The following is a 23,205-nucleotide window of genomic DNA, read 5'->3' as shown; positions in this document are numbered from 1 at the left end:
ACTATATCATAGTCATTACGATTTTGAGAACAGTTGATAGTTGATAGTTGATAGTTAAGAGTTTTTACCAATGACCCATTACCAATTACCAACTACCCATTACCCGCTACCAATTTAAAAGCCAATGTTTGATTTAGATACAAGAGAATGGTTACTAACTAATGGCTTAGGTGGTTTTGCCAGTGGTACAGATGCGGATGTGCATACACGGACTTATCATGGTTGGTTATTTGCAGCTACAAATCCACCTTCAGGCAGAAAATTACTACTTTCCCATTTAGAAGCAAGTTTAGAAATCCCAGGAAAAGTTATAGAACTGGGAACAAATCTTTGGGGTACGGGTAAAATTGAACCAACAGGATATAAATTTTTACAACAGTTTGATCATAACCCAGTTCCCAAATGGGTTTGGAGTGGGGATAATTGGCAGTTATCTAGGCGGTTGGTAATGCCAAATGGGTCTTGGGAAAAGCAGGGGAGCAGGGAGCAGGGAGCAGGGGGAGAAGATTTTTCCCAATTATCCAATTCTCAAAGAGTTTTGATTGAATATCGGTATGAGGGGAAAGAGGAAGGGATTTTAAGGTTAAGGTTGTTTATAGGCGATCGCAATTTTCACCATCAACAAATAGGTAACAAAAAAATCGAGTTTTCCCAATTACTCCATCAAAATATACTGTGTTTACAAATGAATAACTGGGATAACTTTGGTGGTAACTTTGGTACACCTTGGCATTTACGATGGACCCAGGGAAAATATCAAGTAGATGGGTTATGGTATTGGAATTATAGTTTACCAGCAGAAACAAAAAGAGGATTAGGCGATCGCCAAGATTTATATAGTCCTGGTTATTTAACCGTAAACTTGCAACCAGGAGATACAGTCACCCTAGAAGCTAAAGTAGGTTTCCCCGACTCCCAAGAAAATTTTTCACCTGATAGTTTTACAGAAGCAGTAGTAACAGAACAAGCAAGAATAGCGCAGATTTTTGGGTGGGGAAATGAGGAGACGGGAAAATGGGGTGAAAATTCTTCCTTAACACTTTCTTCTTTACTGTCACCTGTTACCTGTCACCTATCACCTATTCAAAAACAACTACTCAAAGCCAGTGATCAATTTATAGTTTATCGTGATTCCATAGCCAGTCCTACGGTAATTGCAGGATATCATTGGTTTAATGATTGGGGAAGAGATACATTAATTGCTTTACCAGGATTAACATTAGTAACAGGACGTTTTGAAATTGCTAAAGGACTGTTAAAAACCTTTGGGAGTTACTGTCGTCATGGACTCATACCGAATACTTTTCCTGATGTAGATAACGAACCATTTTATAATAGTATTGATGCTGCTTTATGGTGGATTGAAATTTTAGGACTTTATTTAGAAACTACTCAAGATTGGCAATTTTTGTTAGAACAATTTCCTATTGTGCAGCAAATTCATAAAGCTTTTGTTAGCGGTACTCGTTATAATATTCAAGTTGATGCTATTGATGGTTTAGTGTCTTGGGATGCTCAAGATGTAGCGTTAACTTGGATGGATGCACTGGTAGAAGGAATACCTGTAACACCACGTTGCGGTAAAGCAGTGGAAATTAATGCTTTATGGTATTCTGCTTTATGTTGGTTAAGTAAATGGTCAGAACATTTAAGTCATGAATATATAGATCATTCTAGTCGTTTAATCAATCAAAAACAACGTTATCAACAACAAGCAGAACTGGTAAAAATATCCTTACAAAAATTTTGGCATCCCCAGTTAGGTTATTTATATGATCTCATTGATTTAGAGGATAGTCGTAATTCCCAAATTCGCCCCAATGCTATTTTAGCTTTATCTTTACATCATTGTGCTTTTTCCCAACAGCAAGGACAAAAAGTTTTAGACTTAGCAACTTCGCGGTTATTAACTCCCTATGGTTTACGCAGTCTTGATCCTAGTGATCCAGAATATCAGGGAAAATGTGAAGGAAGTCCGCAAAAACGCGATCGCGCTTATCATCAAGGTACGGTTTGGACTTGGTTGATCGGTGCTTATATTCGAGCTTGGGAGCGTTTTTATCCTGAAACATCCTTACCTTTTGACTGGAAACCGTTGTTAGATCATTTTTCATCTAATGGTTGTTTAGGTTCAATTTCGGAAATTTTTGATGGTGATGCACCCCATACTCCTAGAGGTGCGATCGCTCAAGCTTGGTCTGTTGCTGAAGTTATCAGACATTATAAATGATTGTCTCACGCAAAGGCGCAAAGGCGCAAAGAGAAAGTAAGATTTATAGGAAATTCATTGATTTGCAGCTAACTTTCTCCCATACAAAATAGCCAGAAAACCTGTAACATACATATATAAAGCGTAAACTGCTGCCGGTATGGCCATATCAGGATTATTCAGAATCCCCGCAGTAATAGCTATAGCCAGTGTACCATTTTGTAGACCGACTTCAATCGCTATACAGATTTGTTGAGCAGGTTTTAGATTTAAAAGTTTGCTCACATAAAACCCCAAAAACATAGAAATAGTATTCAACAAAACAACAGCAACACCGACTTGAACAATAAAACCAGGTAGTTTTTCCCACTCACGAATAACTAACAAAAGAATAATTAAAGCTAATAATCCTCCTGCAAGACGGTTGGTTACTTTTTCCAAAGAAATTGCAAATTGAGGAAACAATTTTCTCACTATCATTCCCATAGAAATAGGAACAATAGTCATGATAAAAATTTGTAAGATTGTCGGTAAAATAGGTAAAGCAATGGTAGCACTTTCACCTATAAAATGTTGATATGCAAGGTTGCCAAAAATGGGAATTGTAAACACTGTAATTAAACTACTAAAAGCAGTGAGAGTGACAGAAAGTGCAACATCACCTTTAGCAAGAAACGTAATAATATTTGATGATACTCCCCCTGGACACAATGCAACTATCATTAACCCCATTGCAATTACAGGTTGCATCGGTACAACTTTAGCAATGATAAAACCAATAATAGGTAACAAAATTAATTGACTGAACAAACCAATAGCGACTGCTTTGGGATATTTTGTTACTCGTTGGAAATCTTCAGGGACAAGAGATAATCCCATCCCTAACATAATGATCGCTAAGGATAGAGGTAGAACAACTGCACTTAAAAAACTTGCTTGCATATCTGTATTTAATTAAACAATTAATGAAAACAATAATTAGTATTTCATGTTTTATAAACATTTGTCAATTTCAAAAATCCGCAGCAATGGAAGAATCAAAAATTTCTCATGTTAATAGAATGATGACAACTGAAACTGTGGCTAAAATTGGTTATGATAGTTTAATGGCAAATAAAACTATTGCTATTCCCGGAATTAGAAATCAAATATTAGCTAGATCCGTGAGATTTGCACCTAGAAATATAGTTACCAAAATTGTCAGAAGTATGCACGAATTGAGGAAATAATTTCAGAATTTAGGAGTCAGGAGTCAGAATATTGACTTGCATTACAAATAATTTTACTGTTCCTCTTTTAACAACCAAAAACCACTAAAAGTCATCCCTGAATCATCAGGTTGTACCAATAAAAAATGCAAACCTTTACTTAATTGTTTGCGTTGTTCATAAACTTTTGCTGCTGCTGTAACTTCTGCATCTTCAAAAGTTGCTAAAATCCATCTATCTGCTAAACCTGCTTCTAAAATTAACCCATCAGGTGAACCAGGAATATAATTTAAACTCACAGGGTTAGTTTCTTGTAACCATCTTGCAAAACGCAGAGATTGTCTACCACCATAAATTATCACACCGGGAATAGGAACAGTTGAAGCTAAACCTAAATTAATTGGTTGTAGAAATTCTGGTATTTGTAAAACAGGAATGGGACGATCTGCAAATTCATCAATAATATCACCAGCTTGAATATTTGCAAAACGCCATTCTTCACCCCAGAGATTTTCTGGTAATGGTGTTGGTGGTGGTTTATCAATAACTAAGGAATATTGCTTTTCTTGCAACCATTGTTTTAACGCTTGAGTGCGACGGGTAGCTTCAATTTCAATTTCAATTTCTAAATTATTCGCTGCTGCTGTAATTAAACTTAAAGCTTGAGGACGAAAAACTTGAATAATATCAGGTAATTTTTCCTTAGCTGCTAGTTTAAAATGTTCTGTTAACCAATTTGAATTTGCTTGTGACTGGGGACAGGTAGCGATATATTCAAAGTGACGACTTGGATCACAAATCAATAAATCCCATAATATCTGTCCTGCTGTATCTTTTTGGGGACTGCGATAAAAATCAACTTGCCAAATTAGACTCATGATTAATATTGATGTTTTTTGTTGTCAATTTAATTTTTACCATAAAACGGGGTGTAGTGGAAAATTTCCCATCGGTAAGCAGGAGAGTAATCATCAGTCATTGGTTTTTAATACTTTAGATATTTTAATACTTTAGATATTTTAATACTTTAGATATAAGTTGGTTAATTTTTCCTATTCCTATGAGTATTAAGTGATATGTCTCCCCTTTGTACTTGATACGTAATTGTTAAAATCATAAGTTTTAATTGACCATCACTGTAGTTAAATCATACTACTTTTTGAAGTGCGGAATGTGGGTCTTAATGTTGACACACAAAAAAGGTTTGGTGGTTAACCAAACCTCGCTATAAATCCAGTGCATAACAACATCCCAAAGTAATTTAACCTGTCTGGTTTTGTGGCTGCATCTTCCCAGAGGATGTATGCAAATATGCGAAAAACTGATAATAGATGATCCGGTTGCCAAAAATTCAGTTATTACCCCAAATAAAAAAGGACGGGGGTTATCCCGTCCGCACTAATAGCTTGAAAGTGGCAATACACCTTGGAATATAAAAAAATAGTAGAAATAACATTCAATAGGTTGTCAGGATTGTCAATGACATCAACAATAAAAACGGTAATTTAAACCGTGTAAATTGTTTGATTCATAGATTAATCTCTGCAATTTTGATCAATATAGCACAATTAATTTTTCAGTTTCTGCCAAAATGGCAAATATTACAATGACAAAAGAGACGGGTTTTAACCCGTCCACGGTATAATAATTAAAAACATCTTGGTAATTTCTGTAATATATCAGGTTACATTAGTGGATGATTGCCAAAATGCCAAATAGCTGGTGATTGATGATCGGTGATTGGTGATTGGTGATTGGTGATTGGTGATTGGTGATTGGAAACTAGCGTAATATCCAGATACCCGACTTCTGACAGAAGTAGGGTATCTAGCTTTTCAACATTTTATGTTTAATGATGTTGATCTACTTACCAGTTTGCTTTTAAAGCAAAAATTTTCTCAATGATATCTTCTACAACTTTATCAGGTGTAGAAGCTCCAGAGGTGACACCAACAACTATTTCTCCTTCCGGTAGCCAGTTTTCTGCTATTGTCAATTCTCCAGTTAATTGCCGATGTTCGATGGCGTTAGCTGAGAGAATACGCTCAACGCTATCAATGTGATAGGAAGGAATATTGCGGTCAAAAGCTATCTGTTGTAATTGTGTAGTATTCGAGGAATTAAATCCACCAATTACTACTATTAAATCTAAATTGTGTTCGACTAATTCCAACATGGCATCTTGTCTTTCTTGGGTAGCGTCGCAGATGGTGTTGAAACTTTGGAAATGTTGATTTAATGCAGCGGGTCCATATTTCTGCATCATGGTTTTCTCAAAGAGTTTACCAATTTTTTCGGTGTCACCTTTGAGCATGGTTGTTTGGTTGGCAATACCCACTTTTTCTAAATCTTTGTCAGGATCAAATCCAGCAGAACAAGCTTTAGCAAACTTGGTTAAAAATTCCTCACGGTTGCCACCATTGAGGATATAGTTAGCCACATATTCGGCTTCTTGTAAATTCAAAACAATCAGATATTTACCTGCAAAGGAACTGGTAGCAACGGTTTCTTCGTGTTTGTATTTACCGTGAATAATTGAGGTAAATTCGCCTTTTTTGTGTTTTTCAACTGTGTTCCAAACTTTGGAAACCCAAGGACAAGTTGTATCAACAATTTGGCAACCTTTATCATGTAAAATTTGCATTTCTTGGACGCTGGCACCAAAGGCGGGCAGAATGACTACATCACCTTGATCGACAACAGAAAAGTCCTTTTTATTAGCTTCAACAGGAATAAATTGGACTTCCATTTCTTGCATCCGTTTGTTCACAGAAGGATTGTGAATTATTTCGTTGGTGATCCAGATGCGTTCTGTGGGGAAGTGCTGACGAGTTTCATAGGCCATTGCTACGGCACGTTCTACACCCCAGCAAAATCCAAATGCTTGTGCTAGTCGGATAGTAACATTACCTCTTTGAAGGATGTAGTTGCGATCGCGTATCTCTTGAATTAAGCTACTTTCATACTCAGACTGCAACTGAGTGGACACTTCTGCTTTATGTCCAAATCCTTTCCGATTGTAATTTTCTGAATGTTGGAGGCTACGTTTAAAAGCTTTGGTATCCATTTTGTGTTGTCTGCTAAAATCAATATTTCTTATTTTCTCTTGCCAAGACACAATTCAGTTAATGTGGTGATTGGTGATTGGGAAAGAAGGGAATAGGGAATAGGGAATAGGGAACAGGGAATAGAAGGGAATAGGCAATAGGCAAAAGCTAATATTGTCCTGTCACCTGTCACCTGTTCCCTATTCCCTGTTCATTGTAAATCTGCAATGCAGTGCGCCAGACTGTGTAACCTTGGGAATTGAGGTGTAAACCGTCGGTGCTAAGTTCTCGACGCAGATCACCTTGCTTGTCAGTGAACAAGGGATGTAAGTTGACATATTTAATTTTTTGTTGATTCGCTATTTTTTCTAGTTCCTCATTTAACTTGCGAATACGACTGTTAGGAATAGCTAATAGTTTTTCCCGTCCTTCCCAAGTTGCTTCTTCTCCCCCATGTGGCAAAATTGACTGTAGAACAATTTTGGCTTTGGGGTGTTTTTTCCGTAGATAACCGATGATTTGTTTTTGATTGGCTAAAATTTCTTCATCACCTACGCCGCGAATCATGTCATTAATGCCAATCATGATTAAAATGACTTCTGGTTTGGTACGGTCAAATAACTCTAATCTTTTTAATAATCCTTCGCTAGTTTCACCAGAAATTCCCTGATTTAACCAATTTTTGCCTTCTGGCAATAAATCAGGTGGAAACCATAAACTTAAAGAGTCTCCAGCTAATATGGTTAATTTTTCTGGCGGTTTTTCGGCTGCTACTTTGGCTTCTTGTTTAAGAATGTTTAGCCATTGTTGGTAATTTAGTTTATGACGTGGTCCTAACTCTGGTATGAAAGCTTGGTTTTGAGGGTTGAGTTTGACTGGTTGTGGGGGAGTGCTAGTTGCAAAGGCGGTGGTCAATTTCTGCTGTCGCCAAATCAGTAAAATGATGGCTAACATCAGGATACCATTTGTCACCAGTAAGAAAAATCCCCAGATTGGAAATGGTTTTGCGGAAGTGGACACGATTAAAAAATTAAAAATTCAAAATTAAACCTTGAAAATTTATTCTGTGGTCAGTTAATGCCGAGTAAGTTCAATTTACATCAAGTTTACAAAAATTTAGTAATTTGGCCTTTGAATCTTAAATGATAAAGTCCCCAAATTCTTTAAGAAGCTGGGGATCTCACGGACTTGCAAATAAAAAATAACCAATTGTTGAGTAAACAGGGGAGGTGGAATGATGGGGAGATGGGGAAGATTAATAGCCCAGTCACCAGTCACCAGTCACCAGTCACCTATCACCTATCACTATAAACGTTAATGCGATCGCCAAACTCGGAGTTATAACCTTCTTCTCCGTGTTCGTGGATATCTAAACCTTGGTTTTCTGCTTCCTCTTTTACACGCAGACCAATGGTAGCATCAATAAATTTGAGGATGATCCATGTACCAGCAGCCGCGATGATATAAGCTATGGCGATGGCTGCCAATTCTACAAATATTTCCCCAAAATTACCACGTAATAGCCCATCTTTCCCGCTTGGGTTGACTTCGGTACTAGCAAAGATGGCGGTTAAAATTGCTCCTAATGTTCCACCCACACCATGTACAGGATAGGTGTCTAAGGCATCATCTACATTCAATTTGTGCTTGAAGCTTACAGCATAAAAGCAAACAAGAGAAGTAATAAAACCTATTAATATTGCTGCTAAGGGTGTGACAAATCCTGCGGCGGGAGTAATACCAACTAAACCTGCTACTGCACCTGTAGCAGCACCTACGGCGGTGGGTTTTCCTCTCAGGGTTGCTTCTAAAATTAGCCACATTAACGCACCTGCGGCGGCTGATGTGTTGGTAGCAACGAAGGCTACTGTGGCAATACTACCCGCAGATAAGGCGCTACCAGCGTTAAAGCCAAACCAGCCAAACCAAAGTAAGCCAGCACCCAATAAAATGAAGGGGACGTTATGGGGTGGACTCAGACGATCTGGGTGGTTTTTCCGAGGTCCGAGAACTGTGGCTGCTACCAGTGCAGAAACTCCTGAACTAATATGCACTACTGTACCACCAGCAAAATCAAGAGCGCCTAAACCACCGTATAAGCCCAAAAATCCACCTTTTGCCCAGACTGCATGGGCTAGGGGTGTGTAGATAAAGGTTGACCACAATAGCACAAATAAGCAATAAGCGCGGAAACTCATCCGTTCGGCGATCGCCCCAGAAATTAAGGCTGGAGTAATAATTGCAAACATGGCTTGATAAATCATGTATGCTTGATGGGGTATTGTTCCCGCATAAGAAACTATTTCTTCCGGGGCTGAACCTTGCAAATATCCGCTTGTTTCTAAACCGACACCGTTTAACCCTAACCACTGTAAGCCACCGATGAAGGGTAAACCAGGAGCAAAGGACAAACTATAACCCCACAAAACCCAGGTGACTCCGACAATGGCCATCAACACAAAACTCATCATTAAGGTGTTGAGGATATTGCGCGATCGCACAAACCCACCATAAAAAAATGCTAATCCAGGTGTCATCAACAATACCAGTGCCGATGAGATCAGCACAAATGCCGTATCTCCAGTATCAGGAGCAGTTGGTGTATTTGTTCCTTGGGCTAAGGCATTACCCATGAGTGGGAATACTAACAAACATAGGGTTAAAACCCCAATCATCACAAATTTCTTCAACACTTGTTTTTGTTCCTATGCACCGAATTACTTCACATTATTTATTGGAATAACGTGATGCTTGATACCATTTATGTTGTGAAAGTTACTCAAATTTCCTTTTGGGAGAACCTTAACAAAAAAATAATATTCATTATAGTTTCTAATCGTAATAGTTTCTAATCGTAAACATAGAAATTTACTTATGTATTATTTGCATAGTTTAATGTAAAAATTTGCATTATATATTTATATTTATATATATATAAAAAAGATTAGATAAGACTTATACAATAAAAAGTATCAGTAATAATTTTTACTATATACGTAGTAATTCATAATTACAAATTACGAGGCAGCATCCCAATTGTCAAAAAATAACCACAGCAACACTAAAAATCTCTTAAACTTTCTTACCTTTGTGTCCTTTGCGCCCTTTGCGGTTCAATCATATTAAGCCTTGGGGCATATTATTTCCATAGATAAAAATAAATTTACGCATTTGGGATGCTGCCAATTACGAATTACGAATTACGAATTACGAATTATTAATGACTTCAAATCTTGAATAACTGCGGTAGCAGACTGATAGCGATCGCCAAAATGATAACAAACCATTTTATCTAAAATCCTTGCTAATTCATCGCTAACATTAATTCTGTTTCGCCACATAATATTACCAGTTTCGGGATTTGCTGGTAGTTCTTGGGGAGGTATACCTGTAATAGCTTGAATACCAATCATACCTAAAGCATAAATATCACTACATAAGCGGGGATGACCGGCAAATTGTTCTGGTGGTGAATAACCTCTTGTGCCGATAGCAACAGTAGCTAATTCCGTTTCTCCTTCTATTCGTGGTTGAATTAATTTGACAGCACCAAAATCTATTAACACCAAGCGATTATCTTGAGTACGTCTGATAATATTTGTAGGTTTAATATCCCGATGAATTACACGGTGTTGATGGATAAATGATAAAATTTCTAAAACTTCTTTCAACATATCTACAACATAAGCTTCACTTTTCACGCCTGTTTCTGGGGGTAGTTCTTCACTTAAAGTATGTCCAATAATATATTCTTGAACTAAATAAAATTCTTTATTCTCTTCAAAAGAAGCAAACAATTTAGGAATTTGATCATGTTTTCCCACTACTGCTAAAATTTCCGCTTCCGTGTTAAATAATCTGCGGGCAACTTCCATAAATCTTGTATCTCTACGGGCGGGCATTAATTGTTTAACTACACAAATAGGATTACCTTTTTGTTGTGTATCTTCTGCTAAATAAGTACATCCAAAACCACCAGAAGCAAGGGTATTTAAGATTTTATAACGCCCTGCTAAAAGTAAATCATCAGTTTTGAATGTTGATATTTCTGAAAAATCAAAGTTGTTAAAATCCGATGGCAGTTGTGTCGATTGATCCAATATTAAGCTGATTTGAGCAATAGCTTCTTGTTGTTTTTCAACTTGCAGCAGAATAGCTTGATTTTGTTTTTGAGTTTGATAAGTCGTGTAACTCATGACAGCAACACTAGTAATAACTAAAGCTAAAGAAGGAGTAAATAAAGGTATCCATATTGCTTGCAAATACAAACCAGCCGCAATTCCTACAATACTAACAATAATAAAAAATTCTACTATTATTAATAGTAAAGGATGTCGCCATTGCCTTGCTACAATAGCACCTACAATAGAACAAATCCAAATCCATAACCATTCATAAGTATCTGGAAAGTAATATATTATAGGTCTATTATCGAGAACTGTACTAATAATTTGACTGGCTATTTGGGCATGAATAAAAACACGAGGCATTCTCGCTGGTTGATCTGATAAATTGCTATAAGGTGTATAGTAACCAGGATGTACACTAGCGGCAGTAGTTCCAATAATTACTAAGCGATCTTTTACCCAATTGGGGTTAACTTGATCTGTGAGAACTTGTGTGAGAGTAACTTGTTGGGCTAGGTTATTCGGGTGACGGTAATTTAATAAAATTTGATAGCCATCGTCATCTGTATCTTGATAATTACCTGCGTCTTTATATAAGCGGGGAAATATAGTTTTACCTATTTGTAATTCTTGTTTTTCAGTAAAACTATATTCAATACCTTGTTTTTCTAAATAAATAATAGCTAATAAAGCAGCAAAGGAAAATCTAGTTTTACATTGATGATCTTTTGTTGTATAATCAACAAATAATAAACCACGACGGATAACTTGATCAACCGCGTTATCAGTAACTACATCATCAAAACCGATATTATCTATAGGAAAATTGGCAGGTGGGGCAACTTCTGATCTATCAATATTACTTAATAAACAAGTGGCAATAATTTGATTTGGCTTTTTGAGATTAGCAGCTAAATTTTTTTGTTCATGGCGATAAATATTTAACCCAATGACACGGGGTTGATAAGACTCTAATTTTTTTAGTAATTTATTAATAGTTTGATCGGATAAAGGCCATTTTTCCCTGTTCAGATCCTCTTGAGTAATTGTCACTAATAAAATTCTGTTATCAGGAGGTTCTGGAGGGCGCGAACGCAACATCTGATCATAAATGCTTAACTCACTATTTTGTAACCATTTGAGTTCACTTATTACCCATATTAAACTTGTCACTACTAGACTACTAAACAGAATAATTGATAGGAAATTAGAGACACTAAAAGTTAAAGGTGAACGTTGATCTCGCAGGAGAACAGCACGGATTTTTACTAAAATTTCATTAATCACTGTGGAAATAACTTAGTTTGTTGACACTCTCCGGGCTAAGACCGGGTAGATTATACATTCTACGTCAGAATTTGCTTCCTTCAACTTTCAATACTGTGGCTGATTAGAGATCAGAACTTTTGTATTATCAATAGACCTCTTGTAGTCATTAAATCTGTATAACTTGAAACCTGTTCTAGAGACAATTCATGAATTGTCCCTACCGTAATTTTCACAAGATGTGTAATATGATATCAAGTTCTAAAAGCTAAAATTGAAACCATGCAAATCAAACTGATTTCCGAAAATAAACTGACACAGGAGCCAGAAGAACAGGTTTTTAACCTGCCAGTAGCTATCGGAAGAGATGATATAGATAAACTTCCTAGAGTTATCAATGGTGAAAGGGTGTCTCCTGTACAGTTATCAGACTCTACTAAACAAATTTCTAAGCTTCATGCTCAAATTACCTTAGAAAACAATCAGGTTTATTTAGAAGACAAAAGTACCAATGGTACTAGAATCAACGATCAAAAACTACTTAAAGAACGTCGGAAGTTAAACAGTGGGGATATACTGGGAATAGGTAATTACACTATTACCGTTATTCTCATTGAAGCCAGCGATGATGATGCTACCATTGTACTGGAAAATGATTCCACAATTTTTAACCCCCAATCTGAGATTATTCCTGCATCTAGGGTACGGAAGTCATTAGATTCTGAATCAACCATCATTTTTAACCCTTACACGGATGCCTTAGAACAGCAAACTCCTAACACTCTACCTAGTCAACCTGCGGGTTTTCCCTATAATTTCAATTTTTGGAATGCAGAAAAAGTTTCCCTAAAAGCTATTGATCGCAGTGGTGTTTTAGTCAGAGAAACAGAATACCTGGCCTGTGGGGGAGGAATGGGCAGTTTTGTTTGGGTGGATATGTTGAGAATCGCAGGAGTTAAACCAGAAAATATTAAAGTTTTGAGTGTTCAAGACAAACCTTATAAACGCTATGAAAGCCTACTGAGAAACTGTCAAATTCCCCGATATAAAAGGATTCGTTCTGGTTCAGATTCCTGTCCTGATAATATTTGGGGGTGGCCAGGATATGCTTTAAGAGATGCTTGGAGATCCTTCTTTTCTGGACAAGTTGGTGCAGCTTTAGGATTTTTGTGGCAAATTTTCGCCGAACCTGTTTATGCAGATACTTACACCCCTCGCGGTAAAGATGTATTTGAGTCTATGGATAGGGAAGGCGATCGCATTAGTTGGGGTAAAATGTTAGAATATGGCAGTATTCGCAGTCTACGACAAACGGAAGATGGGCGTTATTGTATTGCCTATTCCACTTCTGATGAAGAAGACGGAAATCACCAATTTTTATTAGCTAAATATGTCCATCTCTGCACAGGTTATCCCAGAATTAAACTACTAAAAAACCTGCAAAAATATCGTCAGCAATATCCCGAAGAAAGAAATCATCCAACTGTAGTTCAAGGTTATGAACCCCATGATTACATTTACGAACAATTAGAAAAAAGAGGCGGTACTATTGTCCTTCGAGGGTCAGGAATTGTCGCCTCACAAATCTTGGAAAGGCTGTATGAAGCCCGAAAAATCAACAAAAATATTAGGGTAATTCATTTAAACCGAGAACCCCGCAAAGGTGATCAATTTGGGCGAGCTAAACGCCATGTAGAAAATGATTGGGAATTTCAACCTTTTAACTGGCCAAAAGGAACTTGGGGCGGTGATATGCGGACAATGTTAGAAGCCGCTGATCCCTTCAGACGACGGGAATTATTAAAAGCTTGGGGTGGAACAACCACAGCTAGTCGCAAAAAATGGCGCGACATTGTTCGTCAAGGAATAAGGGAAGGATGGTATACAATTCGTTATGGTGAAATCATCAGACTAGAACGTAATTCCCAAAGTCAAGTTGTTGCTCATATAGACAGAGGTCTAATAACCCTAACCGCTGATTTTGTTATTGACTGTACAGGATTAGTTTCTGACCCTTTAGAAAGTCCATTTTTAAAAGACCTAATACTGCATTACGATTTAGAACTAAACCTAGAAAAACGTTTTCATGTAGAAAACAACTTTGAAATTAAACAACTGCGAAATCATCCTTCTCGCATATATGCAGCAGGAATTATCACCTTAGGCGGTCCCTACGCCCCCGTAGACACATTTTTAGGACTACAATATGCTGCCCATCGTTCTATCGAGGCTTTGGCGGCTGAAAAAGCTCCAGGAGTCCGCTATATTGAAGGAATTTATTCCCTTTGGCAATGGTTAAAATGGGCATTGAATCAAAAGCCTTAATTGCTTTCAAAAACCTTAATTTACATTATTTCTAACAACACTTCTAACCACACTTCTAACCACACTTTAACCACACTTCTAACAACATTATGACTCCAACTTTATTCGGACGCTGGCAAACGCGAATTTTTTTATTAGCAACAGTGGGAATGTTAGTTTCCCTGCTTTTTTATCAAGGATATTTAGGCATTGCTTCCAACTTAGTTTACTTTTGGGTTGTGTTTTATGTAGGTTTATTTGGCATGGCCTGGGATATCCTATACGATTTTCTGCAAAAATATCTCTGGGACCACGACTGGCCAGGAATATTTCAACTTTATGCAGGAGTTATAGAAGGGGTATTTCTAGGTTTAATAATTGCCAATATCGGTTTACCTCATATTCCTAAAACCGAATTTCACCTAACCAGATTTATTCAACATTATGGTTTAGTGTGGTTAGCAGTTTACTTATCTGCTTGGGTAGTTATGCGGTTATTATTTCCCCGTTGGCGTTTTCGCGGTGGCGAATGGATAGGTAAATGGCCGAGAATTTCTTAGGGATTGATGATATATGAATGATCGGCACTTTCTCGCTTTCGTCACAAATTTCTAATACTGTCATCAAAAAAATAAACATTTCTATGAATCACCGGCACTTTCTCGCTTTTGTCACATCCTCAATATTCATAGTAGGATTAGCCTCAGGTTGTAGTTCTCAGTCTAATAAGACAACCCTAACTTCCAGCCTTAAACCTACTGATAATAGTAATTTTGATCCAAATGCTATTCAAGAGCAAAATATCCCCGCTAATGCCCCTTTAAAACTCGCTAGTAAAGTGTTCAATGTCCAAGACTCTTTTGTTTTAAAAGGTTTTGATGCCGTTGCTTATTTTCAACAAGGAAAAGCCATTCCAGGTAATAGTAATTTTACCCACAAATGGCAGGATGCAAATTGGCGATTTTCCACAGCCGAAAACCGTGACTTATTTATTAAAAATCCTGAAAAATACGCTCCTCAATATGGAGGATTTTGTGCTTGGGCTGTCAGTAGAGGATATACTGCACCTATTGATCCTAATGCCTGGAAAATTGTGGACGGTAAGCTGTACTTAAATGTTAATTTAGACACTCAAAAACGCTGGGAAAAAGACATTCCTGGAAATATTCAAAAAGGTGATCAAAATTGGCCTGGTATAGCCAAAAAACTTCGTCGTTAATGAGTATTTAGTCCTACTTTAGATCCCCGACTTCTTTAAGAAGTCGGGGATCTGGGTATATTAGACCTCTCCAAAATATAATGTATTAATAATGTATTAATTTGTCATAAGTTGTAGGGGCGAAGCTTATGGGCGATAATTTAACGGAAAAATCAGACATCTATATATTCCATAAGCTTCGACCTGCCCCCATAAATAAGTTCCATAATTTCTTTTCTGGAGATATCTATTGGGTATATTATATATGTTGGGATTCGGGTTCAGCGACAGTATAATCCGACGTTTATGTTAGGTTTTGTACTTCACAACAAACTTATTCAAATACAGGAGGCCATAATTCAGAAATAGCAATTTCCCAACCAGGAAATAATTCATTTACGGTTAATTTATCATCTGCCGTTAATAATGTAATTTTACCATCAGGACGATAAACAGTAACAGTTAATTCATCAGGATTAATGAGAATTGCTACCTTTGCACCTAATTTTAAAAACAATTTGAGTTTATCTTCTAATTTAGGAACTCTATCAGTTTTTGATTTAATTTCTACTACTAAATCGGGAACTAAATTACCAAAATCTCTCACAGTCCGCTTTAATCTTTGAGCAGAAACAAAAGAAACATCAGGAGCGCGTAAATCAGTATTTGGCATAATAAACCCACCACTGGAGTCAAATATTCTCCCTAATTTACGAGGATTAGTCCATAATTTTAGCAAATATATGAACTCAGCGCCAATTTCACTAGATTCTATATCCGATGGACCCATAATTAAAATATTTCCTTCTTGTAATTCTATTTGATAGTCGTTATTATCATCTTTTAATATTTGTTCTATTTTTTCTAAGTTGTTAATTGTGAGAGTCATATAATTTTCATCTCCAGTGATATTTGTGATGATTAAATATCATAACATTTTGTCAAACTATGTAGGTTGGGTTGTTCGCGTTAGCGTTGCGAAGCAATGGAACAAAACTCAACATTTTTCCTTCTTTTGTTGGGTTTCACTTCGTTCTACCCAACCTACAATAGACATTTCCGGGAATTAATGTAGAGACGTTCTATAGAACGTCTCTACAAGGGTTTTAGAAAACGCACATTTAATTTTCGGACAAGTCTAAGCTGTTGTGCATTTAATTTGTATAAGTGGAACAGGCATCTTGCCTGTTAAACAAGAGTTCAGAATATTAGGATTATACAATTTAGCTGTGTAACAGCTTAATACTATTTTTTGTAGGTCGGGTTCAGCGACAGTGTAACCCGACGTTCATGTCATGTTGGGTTTCGTACCTCAACCCAACCTACAAACTAAACCCCCGCTAACAGGTAATGAAATCCCCAAAGCCTAATAAATCGGTTATTTACTTCTTGATAAGAAATACTTATAATCTTGTATAACGCTTATGGGTTATAGTCTAGAGAAGAGGAAAGAGTATCCGTAGTCCATCCCAATCCACGCGTGGCAGGTGTCCGTGTAGTGCATTTGTACTAAAGGTGTATCGACTATAACTGAGCCAATCACCATTTTTTCTCCAACCAACGCGATCGCCTAACTTCATAAAAGTATCTAAGTCCAATTCTCCATCTAACTTACCACCCAACTCCAGCCAAATTTGCTTTTGTACAGAAAAGCCAAACTTACCATTGCTATATTTTACCCATAATTGATCCATTTTCCGCAATTCCTGTCTGGGAAAATTTTTCAGATCTTCAATTCTTAAAAATCCTTCCTGTTCTCGTTTAGTTAACTTTAGCATCAAGTTCCAAGTTTCTAAATCTGCATCTCGCCATTTTCCTGCTTTTAATAACGCTTCTAAATTTTGAAATATAACAGGTGTAGATTCCGTTGTAGCAGAATCAGCAGGTTCACCTTGAGGTGTTGTAGCAGAATCAGCAGGTTCACCTTGAGGTGTTGTAGCAGAATCAGCAGGTTCACCTTGAGGTGTTGCAGCGGAATCAGCAGGTTCACCTTGAGGTGTTGCAGCGGAATCAACAGGTTCTTGAGGTGTAGATTGCGTTGTAGGAGTAGGATTATCAGGTAAATCCGGTAATTTTTCCGTGGCTATTTCCTGAACTCTATTTGTCGTTTGTTTTCCTCCTGAATTTATGATAATTGGATAAGCTAAAAACACAGTAGAAGACAAAATAATTCCACCGATAATAATAATAAAAAATTTAGGGAATGGATTAGGATCGAATTGATGAGGATTGATAACTTTTGTATCATCTTTAGAATTGATTTTTTTACCTTTAGAATGCTTATCAGTAGGTTCTATGACTTCAGTTACTATCCGAGAATTGATAACTCCTTTCGTATCATCACTAGGATCGATTTCTGTATCTGTAGAAGACTCATCAGGTTTATTCAGAGGCTTGATTTTATCCAAAGCTTCTATGACTTCCGTTGCTGACTGGTATCTATAATAAGGGTCTTCTCGGAGCATACGCCCTAATATCTTACCTAAAGGTTCACTAATATGGGGATATTTTCGCCAATTCCAAAGATTCTTGACATCGCGGGAATCTCTGTGAAATTCACCTGTCAATAATCGCACACAAGTAGCAGCCAAAGCATATAAATCACTGGAAGCATTAACTTGTTGACGGGATCTTTGTTCTGGAGGAGCATAATTATCATCTCCAAAGACAATAGATGTTTCTTTAGTGTCAATATCACCTTGAATTACTTGTTTTACTGCTCCAAAATCTATTAAATAAAATTTGTTCTCTTCTTCTGTAGAACGGATAATATTCTGGGGTTTAATATCCCGATGAATAACTTTCTTATTATGGATAAATTTTAAAACTGGTAAAATATTTTTTAATAAATCCAAAACTTTTGTTTCTGAGAAAAGTCCTTGTTGTTTTAGTTCTTTATTGAGATCCTCTCCTTCAATATATTGTTGAACCAGAAAATTAAAGTCTTGTGGAATATGCAGTAGAGGGTGAGGTACAGTTATGGAAAAATAATCATACAAGGAAGGAATGTTACCACTTCTTTCCCCTAATTTTTCCAAAGTCTCAGCCTCCTTTTCAAAGGCTTCTTTGATTCCTGCAATGATTTCAGGAGGATGATAAATATCCATTCGTAATAGCTTAACAACACAATAGCGTGTATTTACTACCGAAGTCAAATCATTAGCGAGAAAAGTATATCCAAAACCCCCTTTTCCTATAGGTTTGATAATTTCGTATCTTCCTCTTGTTCCCTGTAAAATTTTTCCCTGTAAAATCGGCAGTGGTTCTTGATTCCCCATCATTTTCTTACCCCTGGTTTACCGCATTCTTGATCTAACACCTCAAGTATTATAATAGCAGTAATTGTGAACTCTTATTTAAATCACAAAAGTCAGTACAAGTAGGTCGGGTTCAGCAACAGCGTAACCCGACGATGTTGGGTTTCATACTTCAACCCAACCTACAAACTAAACCCCCGCTAACAGGTAATGAAATCCCCAAAGTCTAATAAATCGGTTGTTTATTTTTTGATAAGAAATAGACATCTCTGTAAAAAATGTAGAGACGTTGCATACAACGCAATACTGTTCGGTTAACGAAATTTTCTACTTAAACAATCTATTAGACATCTCCGGTAATGAAATGTGCATAACCTGAAACCCATTCGTAGGGACAGTTCATGAATTGTCCCTACATCTTTTTCTGAGAAGTCTATTGTATAAAAACAACAAATCCTTGAAGCTTATGGGATATCTAGATGTCTGATTTTTCCGTTAAATTATTGCCCATAAGTTTCGCCCCTAGTTTCAACTTATGACAAATTAATACATTCTATTTTGGAGATGTCTATTGTATAGAATGTTCTTATTTATTCCTGTGAGGGTTTGTTAACTTCTTCCATAGGAGTTAACATTGTGACAGCAACAGGAGTTGATGAAATGGTTGATGAAATGGTTGATGAAATTGGAGTTGATGGAGTTGGAGTTGATGGAGTTGATGCTTCTAAATGCGATGGTTCTGGTAATATTTCTGCTTGTACATCACTGAAATAAGAACCGACTATTTTATCGTAATTGGAAACAACCGCTAAGAATGCTCCGCCTAAAATATAGATAGGTAATGGTAAAGATAAGTCTTTTACCCAGTCAAAAAATTCTGCCAAAGCAAATAATACAAAGAAACAGGCAAGCCAAACCCTCATTTTTTCTTCCCCTGCACAGAAACAACTATATTTAACTATATTTAACTATATTTAACTATATTTAACTATATTTTTAGATTAAACAGCTTGCATGATGATGCAAAATAGAATTATTAGACTTCTCCAGAAAAGAAATTATGGAACTTATTTATGGGGCAGGGTGAAGCTTATGGGATATCTAGATGTCTGATTTTTCCGTTAAATTATCGCCCATAAGCTTCGCCCCTACAACATAAGCTGTTATGCCTTTAACTTGAATAATTAATACAAGCAAGATGCTTGTGCTACTGTAACTTCAGGTTTTTTGATTGTACAGTTTAGCTGCACATCAGCTTATTACAAATTAATAGATTCTATTGTGGAGAGGTCTATTGGGGATTTTGGGTAAAAATCGCAATGGTAGCGATCGCATCTAATACAGCCGTTTCCTAAGTTATGAGGTACAAGGCTAACAGGCAGGATGCCTGTTCCACAAGGGTTTTATGATTTCCGTTTGTACCTCACTAAAATGAAATATGCTGTAAATGAATCGTCACTGCTTTCTCAAAAATTCCGCTTTTTCAATCCTCTGACTTTAACCAAAGCGGTAATTGTCAATTCTTCATTGTTAATTGTCAATTATTGAAAGCTACCCAAACCATAAACCACCGTAAGTTGCGACAGAGAGACATCAGCAAATTACAGTGGTTTGTTTGTAACTAAATAATTCAAAAAAATGGGAAAATCCGAATTTACTACATCAACTAAGGTGGACCCGATTCGCAATCTACCAATCAGAATTGTGCATCCTTCATTCTAACTAGGCAGGCATTTCTGGCTATGGGTTTCAAAACCTCCAATTACAACTCGATGAAATCAAGGCTAAAACACTTGGAAGCCACAACCTAACCGTGATTGCGATGACATTAGAGCAGGAGGCACAGGCTCTAATTCAGTTGTTTTTGTTTGAACTTTTAACCTTTCTGTACCATGAAAATAATCTAGCATGAATTTTTGAATGTGTGTGATATATTTACTAAAGTTGATTTTCTGTAATATCTCGCAATAATTGTGAAATATTGCTTAAAATTTAGGGACTAGGGAACAGGAAACAAGGAACTTTGAAAAAGCGAATTTTTTATTTTTCCCCTTGCAAGGTAAGGTTTTAAACCGTATGGCTAACGCCACGCTACGCTATCGGCTGACGCTCACGGCGGAAGCCTTGAATGAAAAAATTGTCAATTTTCAATTGTCAATTTTCAATTGTCAATTTTCAATTGATCAAGGTTTGCCCAACTTCGCAAAAATCAAATAGGATTTCTGTATACTGTATTCATGCTGATTATTCCCAAAAACTTCCTCAACTCAACCCAAACACCTCACAGCGGCTACCACTGGGACGGTACAAGTCGCCGTTTTTTTGAAGGTTGGTATTATCGCGTTACATTACCGGAAATTGGGCAAACCTTCGCTTTTATGTATTCCATCGAAGATCCTATTGGTGGGAAACCTGATAGCGGTGGTGCTGCTCAAGTCCTGGGTCCAGATGATGAATATTTGTGTCGCACATTTCCCGATGTCAACAAATTCTGGGCGCGTCAAGATGTGTTAGCTTTAGGACATTGGGGAAAAACAAACTTAAAAGTTTCTCCTCACTATCTCCTACCCCGTGACTTTACACACCATATTCAAGAAGGTTATCAAGCTACAGCTACTTTAAATCAAGGCATAATCACCGATCCTGCTACGGGTAATTACTGCCGTTGGCAGTATGAAATCAAACCTGTTTACGGATGGGGTAATCAAAATAGTATCCAGCAATCAACCGCTGGCTGGTTGTCTTTTTCACAGATTTTTGAACCAGGTTGGCAAATTTTAATGGCTCACGGTTTAGCCACCGGTTGGATAGATTGGAATGGTAAAATTTACGAATTTACCAACGCCCCAGCCTACGGGGAAAAAAATTGGGGTGGTGCGTTTCCTCAAAAATGGTTTTGGCTTAATTGTAATTGTTTTGACAACGAACCCGATTTAGCTTTAACTGCTGGTGGTGGCAGACGTGGTGTATTATGGTGGATGGAATCAGTAGCCATGATTGGTATTCATTATCAAGGGCAGTTTTATGAATTTGTTCCCTGGAACTCACAAGTAAGCTGGCAAATTCAGCCTTGGGGTAAATGGCAAATGCAAGCCAGAAATTCTCATTATGAGGTGGAATTAACAGGAACTACTGATTTACCAGGTACACCCCTACGCGCACCCACCAGCAATGGTTTAGCGATTTGTTGCCGGGATACGATGCAAGGTAAGCTAGACTTAACACTGCGAAAATTCAGTAGTTGTAAAACTCAAATCACTTTCAAAGCACAGAGTAATCTTTGTGGTTTAGAAATAGGTGGTGGTAGTTGGGAGAATAGTTGGCACTCTGACTAAATCTACTGCTATCATTGTAGATGTTTGTTCATTTGGGGCTGTAGCTCAGTTGGATAGAGCGGTCGCCTCCTAAGCGACAGGCCGTGCGTTCAAGTCGCACCAGTCCCGTATATTTACATTAAACTACAAAGTTGAACAATTAATGGGTCTTAACCCCTATGATAAATTGTCTAATATAAGTTAGGATAGTGCATTGAAGAGAGCGACCCTATTTATATCGTGGATACATACTTTTATACATAAGCATCTACCAAGTTCTGATTTGGGTTTATTTTGCCCAAATTTCCTAATCTACAGCAGTTTTCATGTCTTTAGACCACAGTCAGGGCGAAGCATTCGGATGATAGTCTTAGGTAAAAACCGATAATTAATTGTCCAAATGCTGATGCTTCCAGCACGCTTCGCGAACGCCCCTACATTGTTGAAGCGAAACCTAAATCAAAATGTGGTTTATTTACCTGAAAATAGCTGTAATGTAAATATTTTTTAGATAAAATTTTTTAGATAAAATTTTGATGTTCGCAAACACACTTACACAGCCTTGAAAAAGCTATTGTTTAAAGGTAAATCTTTGCGGTTTATGTCTTTTATCCTACCCCTGTTTATATGGTGGGGATACAAAGAAATACAAAATCAGTTTGTACATCCACAAGCAGTCTTAGTTTTGGGCGGTTCTACTAAACGTTTAGAAAGGGAGAAGTTTACCGCTGAATTTGCCAAAAAGCATCCCAATATACCAATATGGATTACTGGTGGTAGTCCACCTAGCTATACGAAAGAAATCTTTGTTAAAGCTGGAATTAATCCTAAGCGTTTATATTTAGATTATGAGGCTGTTGATACAGTTACTAATTTTACTACGTTGGTAGATGATTTGCAAGCAAGGGGTATCAAAAGCGTTTATTTAATTACTTCTGATTTTCATATGCGCCGTGCTTGTGTAATTGGTGAGATTGTTTTGGGTAGTCGAGGTATTGAATTTAAGGCGGTATCTGTTCCCTCAAAAACTGCACCAGAACCTATCGAAAAAGCTATCCGCGATGGAGTTAGAGCTATACTATGGCTAGTAACTGGTTATACAGGAGCAGAGCAAGCTCAAACTAAACGCTAACCTTTATTAATGAGGGCGTTCGCGAAGCGTGCTGGAAGCATCAGCATTCGGGCGATCAATTCTCAATTTTGATCACAGGTTATTTTCCTGTAAGGGCGAAGCATTCGGGCGATCAATTCTCAATTTTGATCACAGGTTATTTT

At 37.1% G+C, this 23,205-nt stretch carries 17 protein-coding genes and 1 tRNA gene; 9 read left to right on the top strand and 9 right to left on the bottom strand.

Translation table 11 applies throughout. The annotated features are described in order from the left end of the window. Positions 1-124 precede the first annotated feature (124 nt). Positions 125-2,230, top strand: a complete 2,106-nt coding sequence (locus PN497_RS04295; RefSeq protein ID WP_096572136.1) for an amylo-alpha-1,6-glucosidase — start codon at positions 125-127, stop codon at positions 2,228-2,230. Between the two features lie 54 nt (positions 2,231-2,284). Here the strand turns inward: PN497_RS04295 and PN497_RS04290 are convergent, their stop codons facing one another. Beyond that, positions 2,285-3,151, bottom strand: a complete 867-nt coding sequence (locus tag PN497_RS04290; protein ID WP_096572135.1) for a bile acid:sodium symporter family protein — start codon at positions 3,149-3,151, stop codon at positions 2,285-2,287. An 86-nt stretch (positions 3,152-3,237) separates the two neighbouring features. On the opposite strand from PN497_RS04290, the gene PN497_RS04285 reads away from it, so the two are divergent. Beyond that, positions 3,238-3,438, top strand: a complete 201-nt coding sequence (locus PN497_RS04285; RefSeq protein ID WP_272109693.1) for an SDR family oxidoreductase — start codon at positions 3,238-3,240, stop codon at positions 3,436-3,438. A 53-nt stretch (positions 3,439-3,491) separates the two neighbouring features. Here the strand turns inward: PN497_RS04285 and PN497_RS04280 are convergent, their stop codons facing one another. The 3 genes from PN497_RS04280 to PN497_RS04270 form a co-directional block, all read right to left on the bottom strand. Further along, entirely contained in the window at positions 3,492-4,295 is an 804-nt protein-coding gene (locus PN497_RS04280) for a Tab2/Atab2 family RNA-binding protein (protein WP_096572133.1), read from the bottom strand. 989 nt (positions 4,296-5,284) lie between these two features. Beyond that, on the bottom strand, positions 5,285-6,484 hold the full coding sequence (locus PN497_RS04275) for a 4-hydroxy-3-methylbut-2-enyl diphosphate reductase (RefSeq protein ID WP_096572132.1): 1,200 nt from the start codon (positions 6,482-6,484) through the stop codon (positions 5,285-5,287). A 169-nt stretch (positions 6,485-6,653) separates the two neighbouring features. Next, complete coding sequence (locus PN497_RS04270) at positions 6,654-7,484, bottom strand: SGNH/GDSL hydrolase family protein (protein WP_096572131.1); 831 nt, start codon at positions 7,482-7,484, stop codon at positions 6,654-6,656. A gap of 168 nt (positions 7,485-7,652) precedes the next feature. Between PN497_RS04270 and PN497_RS04265 the strand changes: the two genes are divergently transcribed. Next, positions 7,653-7,775 (top strand): hypothetical protein, encoded by a 123-nt coding sequence (locus PN497_RS04265; RefSeq protein WP_272109692.1) that lies wholly within the window; start codon positions 7,653-7,655, stop codon positions 7,773-7,775. Here the strand turns inward: PN497_RS04265 and PN497_RS04260 are convergent. Next, positions 7,760-9,139 (bottom strand): ammonium transporter, encoded by a 1,380-nt coding sequence (locus PN497_RS04260; protein ID WP_199301840.1) that lies wholly within the window; start codon positions 9,137-9,139, stop codon positions 7,760-7,762. The genes PN497_RS04265 and PN497_RS04260 overlap by 16 nt on opposite strands. Positions 9,140-9,664: 525 nt before the next feature. Then, positions 9,665-11,878, bottom strand: a complete 2,214-nt coding sequence (locus tag PN497_RS04255; protein WP_096572129.1) for a CHASE2 domain-containing protein — start codon at positions 11,876-11,878, stop codon at positions 9,665-9,667. A gap of 261 nt (positions 11,879-12,139) precedes the next feature. On the opposite strand from PN497_RS04255, the gene PN497_RS04250 reads away from it, so the two are divergent. The 3 genes from PN497_RS04250 (at position 12,140) to PN497_RS04240 (ending at position 15,380) form a co-directional block, all read left to right on the top strand. After that, a complete protein-coding gene (locus PN497_RS04250; RefSeq protein WP_096572128.1) occupies positions 12,140-14,182 on the top strand; it encodes an FHA domain-containing protein in 2,043 nt (680 codons plus the stop codon). Between the two features lie 89 nt (positions 14,183-14,271). Then, positions 14,272-14,721, top strand: coding sequence for a hypothetical protein (locus PN497_RS04245; protein WP_096572127.1), 450 nt, complete (start codon positions 14,272-14,274; stop codon positions 14,719-14,721). Positions 14,722-14,804: 83 nt separating this feature from the next. Next, on the top strand, positions 14,805-15,380 hold the full coding sequence (locus PN497_RS04240; protein WP_096572126.1) for a YHS domain-containing (seleno)protein: 576 nt from the start codon (positions 14,805-14,807) through the stop codon (positions 15,378-15,380). Positions 15,381-15,693: 313 nt separating this feature from the next. Here PN497_RS04240 and PN497_RS04235 read toward each other — a convergent pair whose 3' ends face one another. The 3 genes from PN497_RS04235 to PN497_RS04225 all read right to left on the bottom strand — a co-directional run bounded on the left by PN497_RS04235 (position 15,694) and on the right by PN497_RS04225 (position 19,539). Then, a complete protein-coding gene (locus PN497_RS04235; RefSeq protein ID WP_096572125.1) occupies positions 15,694-16,248 on the bottom strand; it encodes a Uma2 family endonuclease in 555 nt (184 codons plus the stop codon). Between the two features lie 547 nt (positions 16,249-16,795). Beyond that, positions 16,796-18,640 carry a GUN4 domain-containing protein gene (locus tag PN497_RS04230; RefSeq protein ID WP_096572124.1) on the bottom strand — a complete coding sequence of 615 codons (1,845 nt, stop codon included), beginning with the start codon at positions 18,638-18,640 and terminating at the stop codon, positions 16,796-16,798. A gap of 566 nt (positions 18,641-19,206) precedes the next feature. Next, positions 19,207-19,539 (bottom strand): hypothetical protein, encoded by a 333-nt coding sequence (locus tag PN497_RS04225; protein WP_096572123.1) that lies wholly within the window; start codon positions 19,537-19,539, stop codon positions 19,207-19,209. 1,314 nt (positions 19,540-20,853) lie between these two features. Between PN497_RS04225 and PN497_RS04220 the strand changes: the two genes are divergently transcribed. The 3 genes from PN497_RS04220 (at position 20,854) to PN497_RS04210 (ending at position 23,062) form a co-directional block, all read left to right on the top strand. Continuing rightward, positions 20,854-21,951: a tocopherol cyclase family protein gene (locus PN497_RS04220; RefSeq protein WP_096572122.1), complete on the top strand. Its 1,098-nt coding sequence runs from the start codon at positions 20,854-20,856 to the stop codon at positions 21,949-21,951. A 34-nt stretch (positions 21,952-21,985) separates the two neighbouring features. Beyond that, positions 21,986-22,059, top strand: a tRNA-Arg gene (locus PN497_RS04215). A 472-nt stretch (positions 22,060-22,531) separates the two neighbouring features. Then, positions 22,532-23,062 (top strand): YdcF family protein, encoded by a 531-nt coding sequence (locus tag PN497_RS04210; protein WP_096572121.1) that lies wholly within the window; start codon positions 22,532-22,534, stop codon positions 23,060-23,062. The last annotated feature ends 143 nt before the right edge of the window (positions 23,063-23,205 follow it).

The organism is Sphaerospermopsis kisseleviana CS-549 (assembly GCF_028329225.1).
Lineage (GTDB): Bacteria > Cyanobacteriota > Cyanobacteriia > Cyanobacteriales > Nostocaceae > Sphaerospermopsis > Sphaerospermopsis kisseleviana.
The sequence above is the reverse complement of the archived record's forward strand: the minus strand, read 5'-3'. Positions and strand labels throughout refer to the sequence as shown.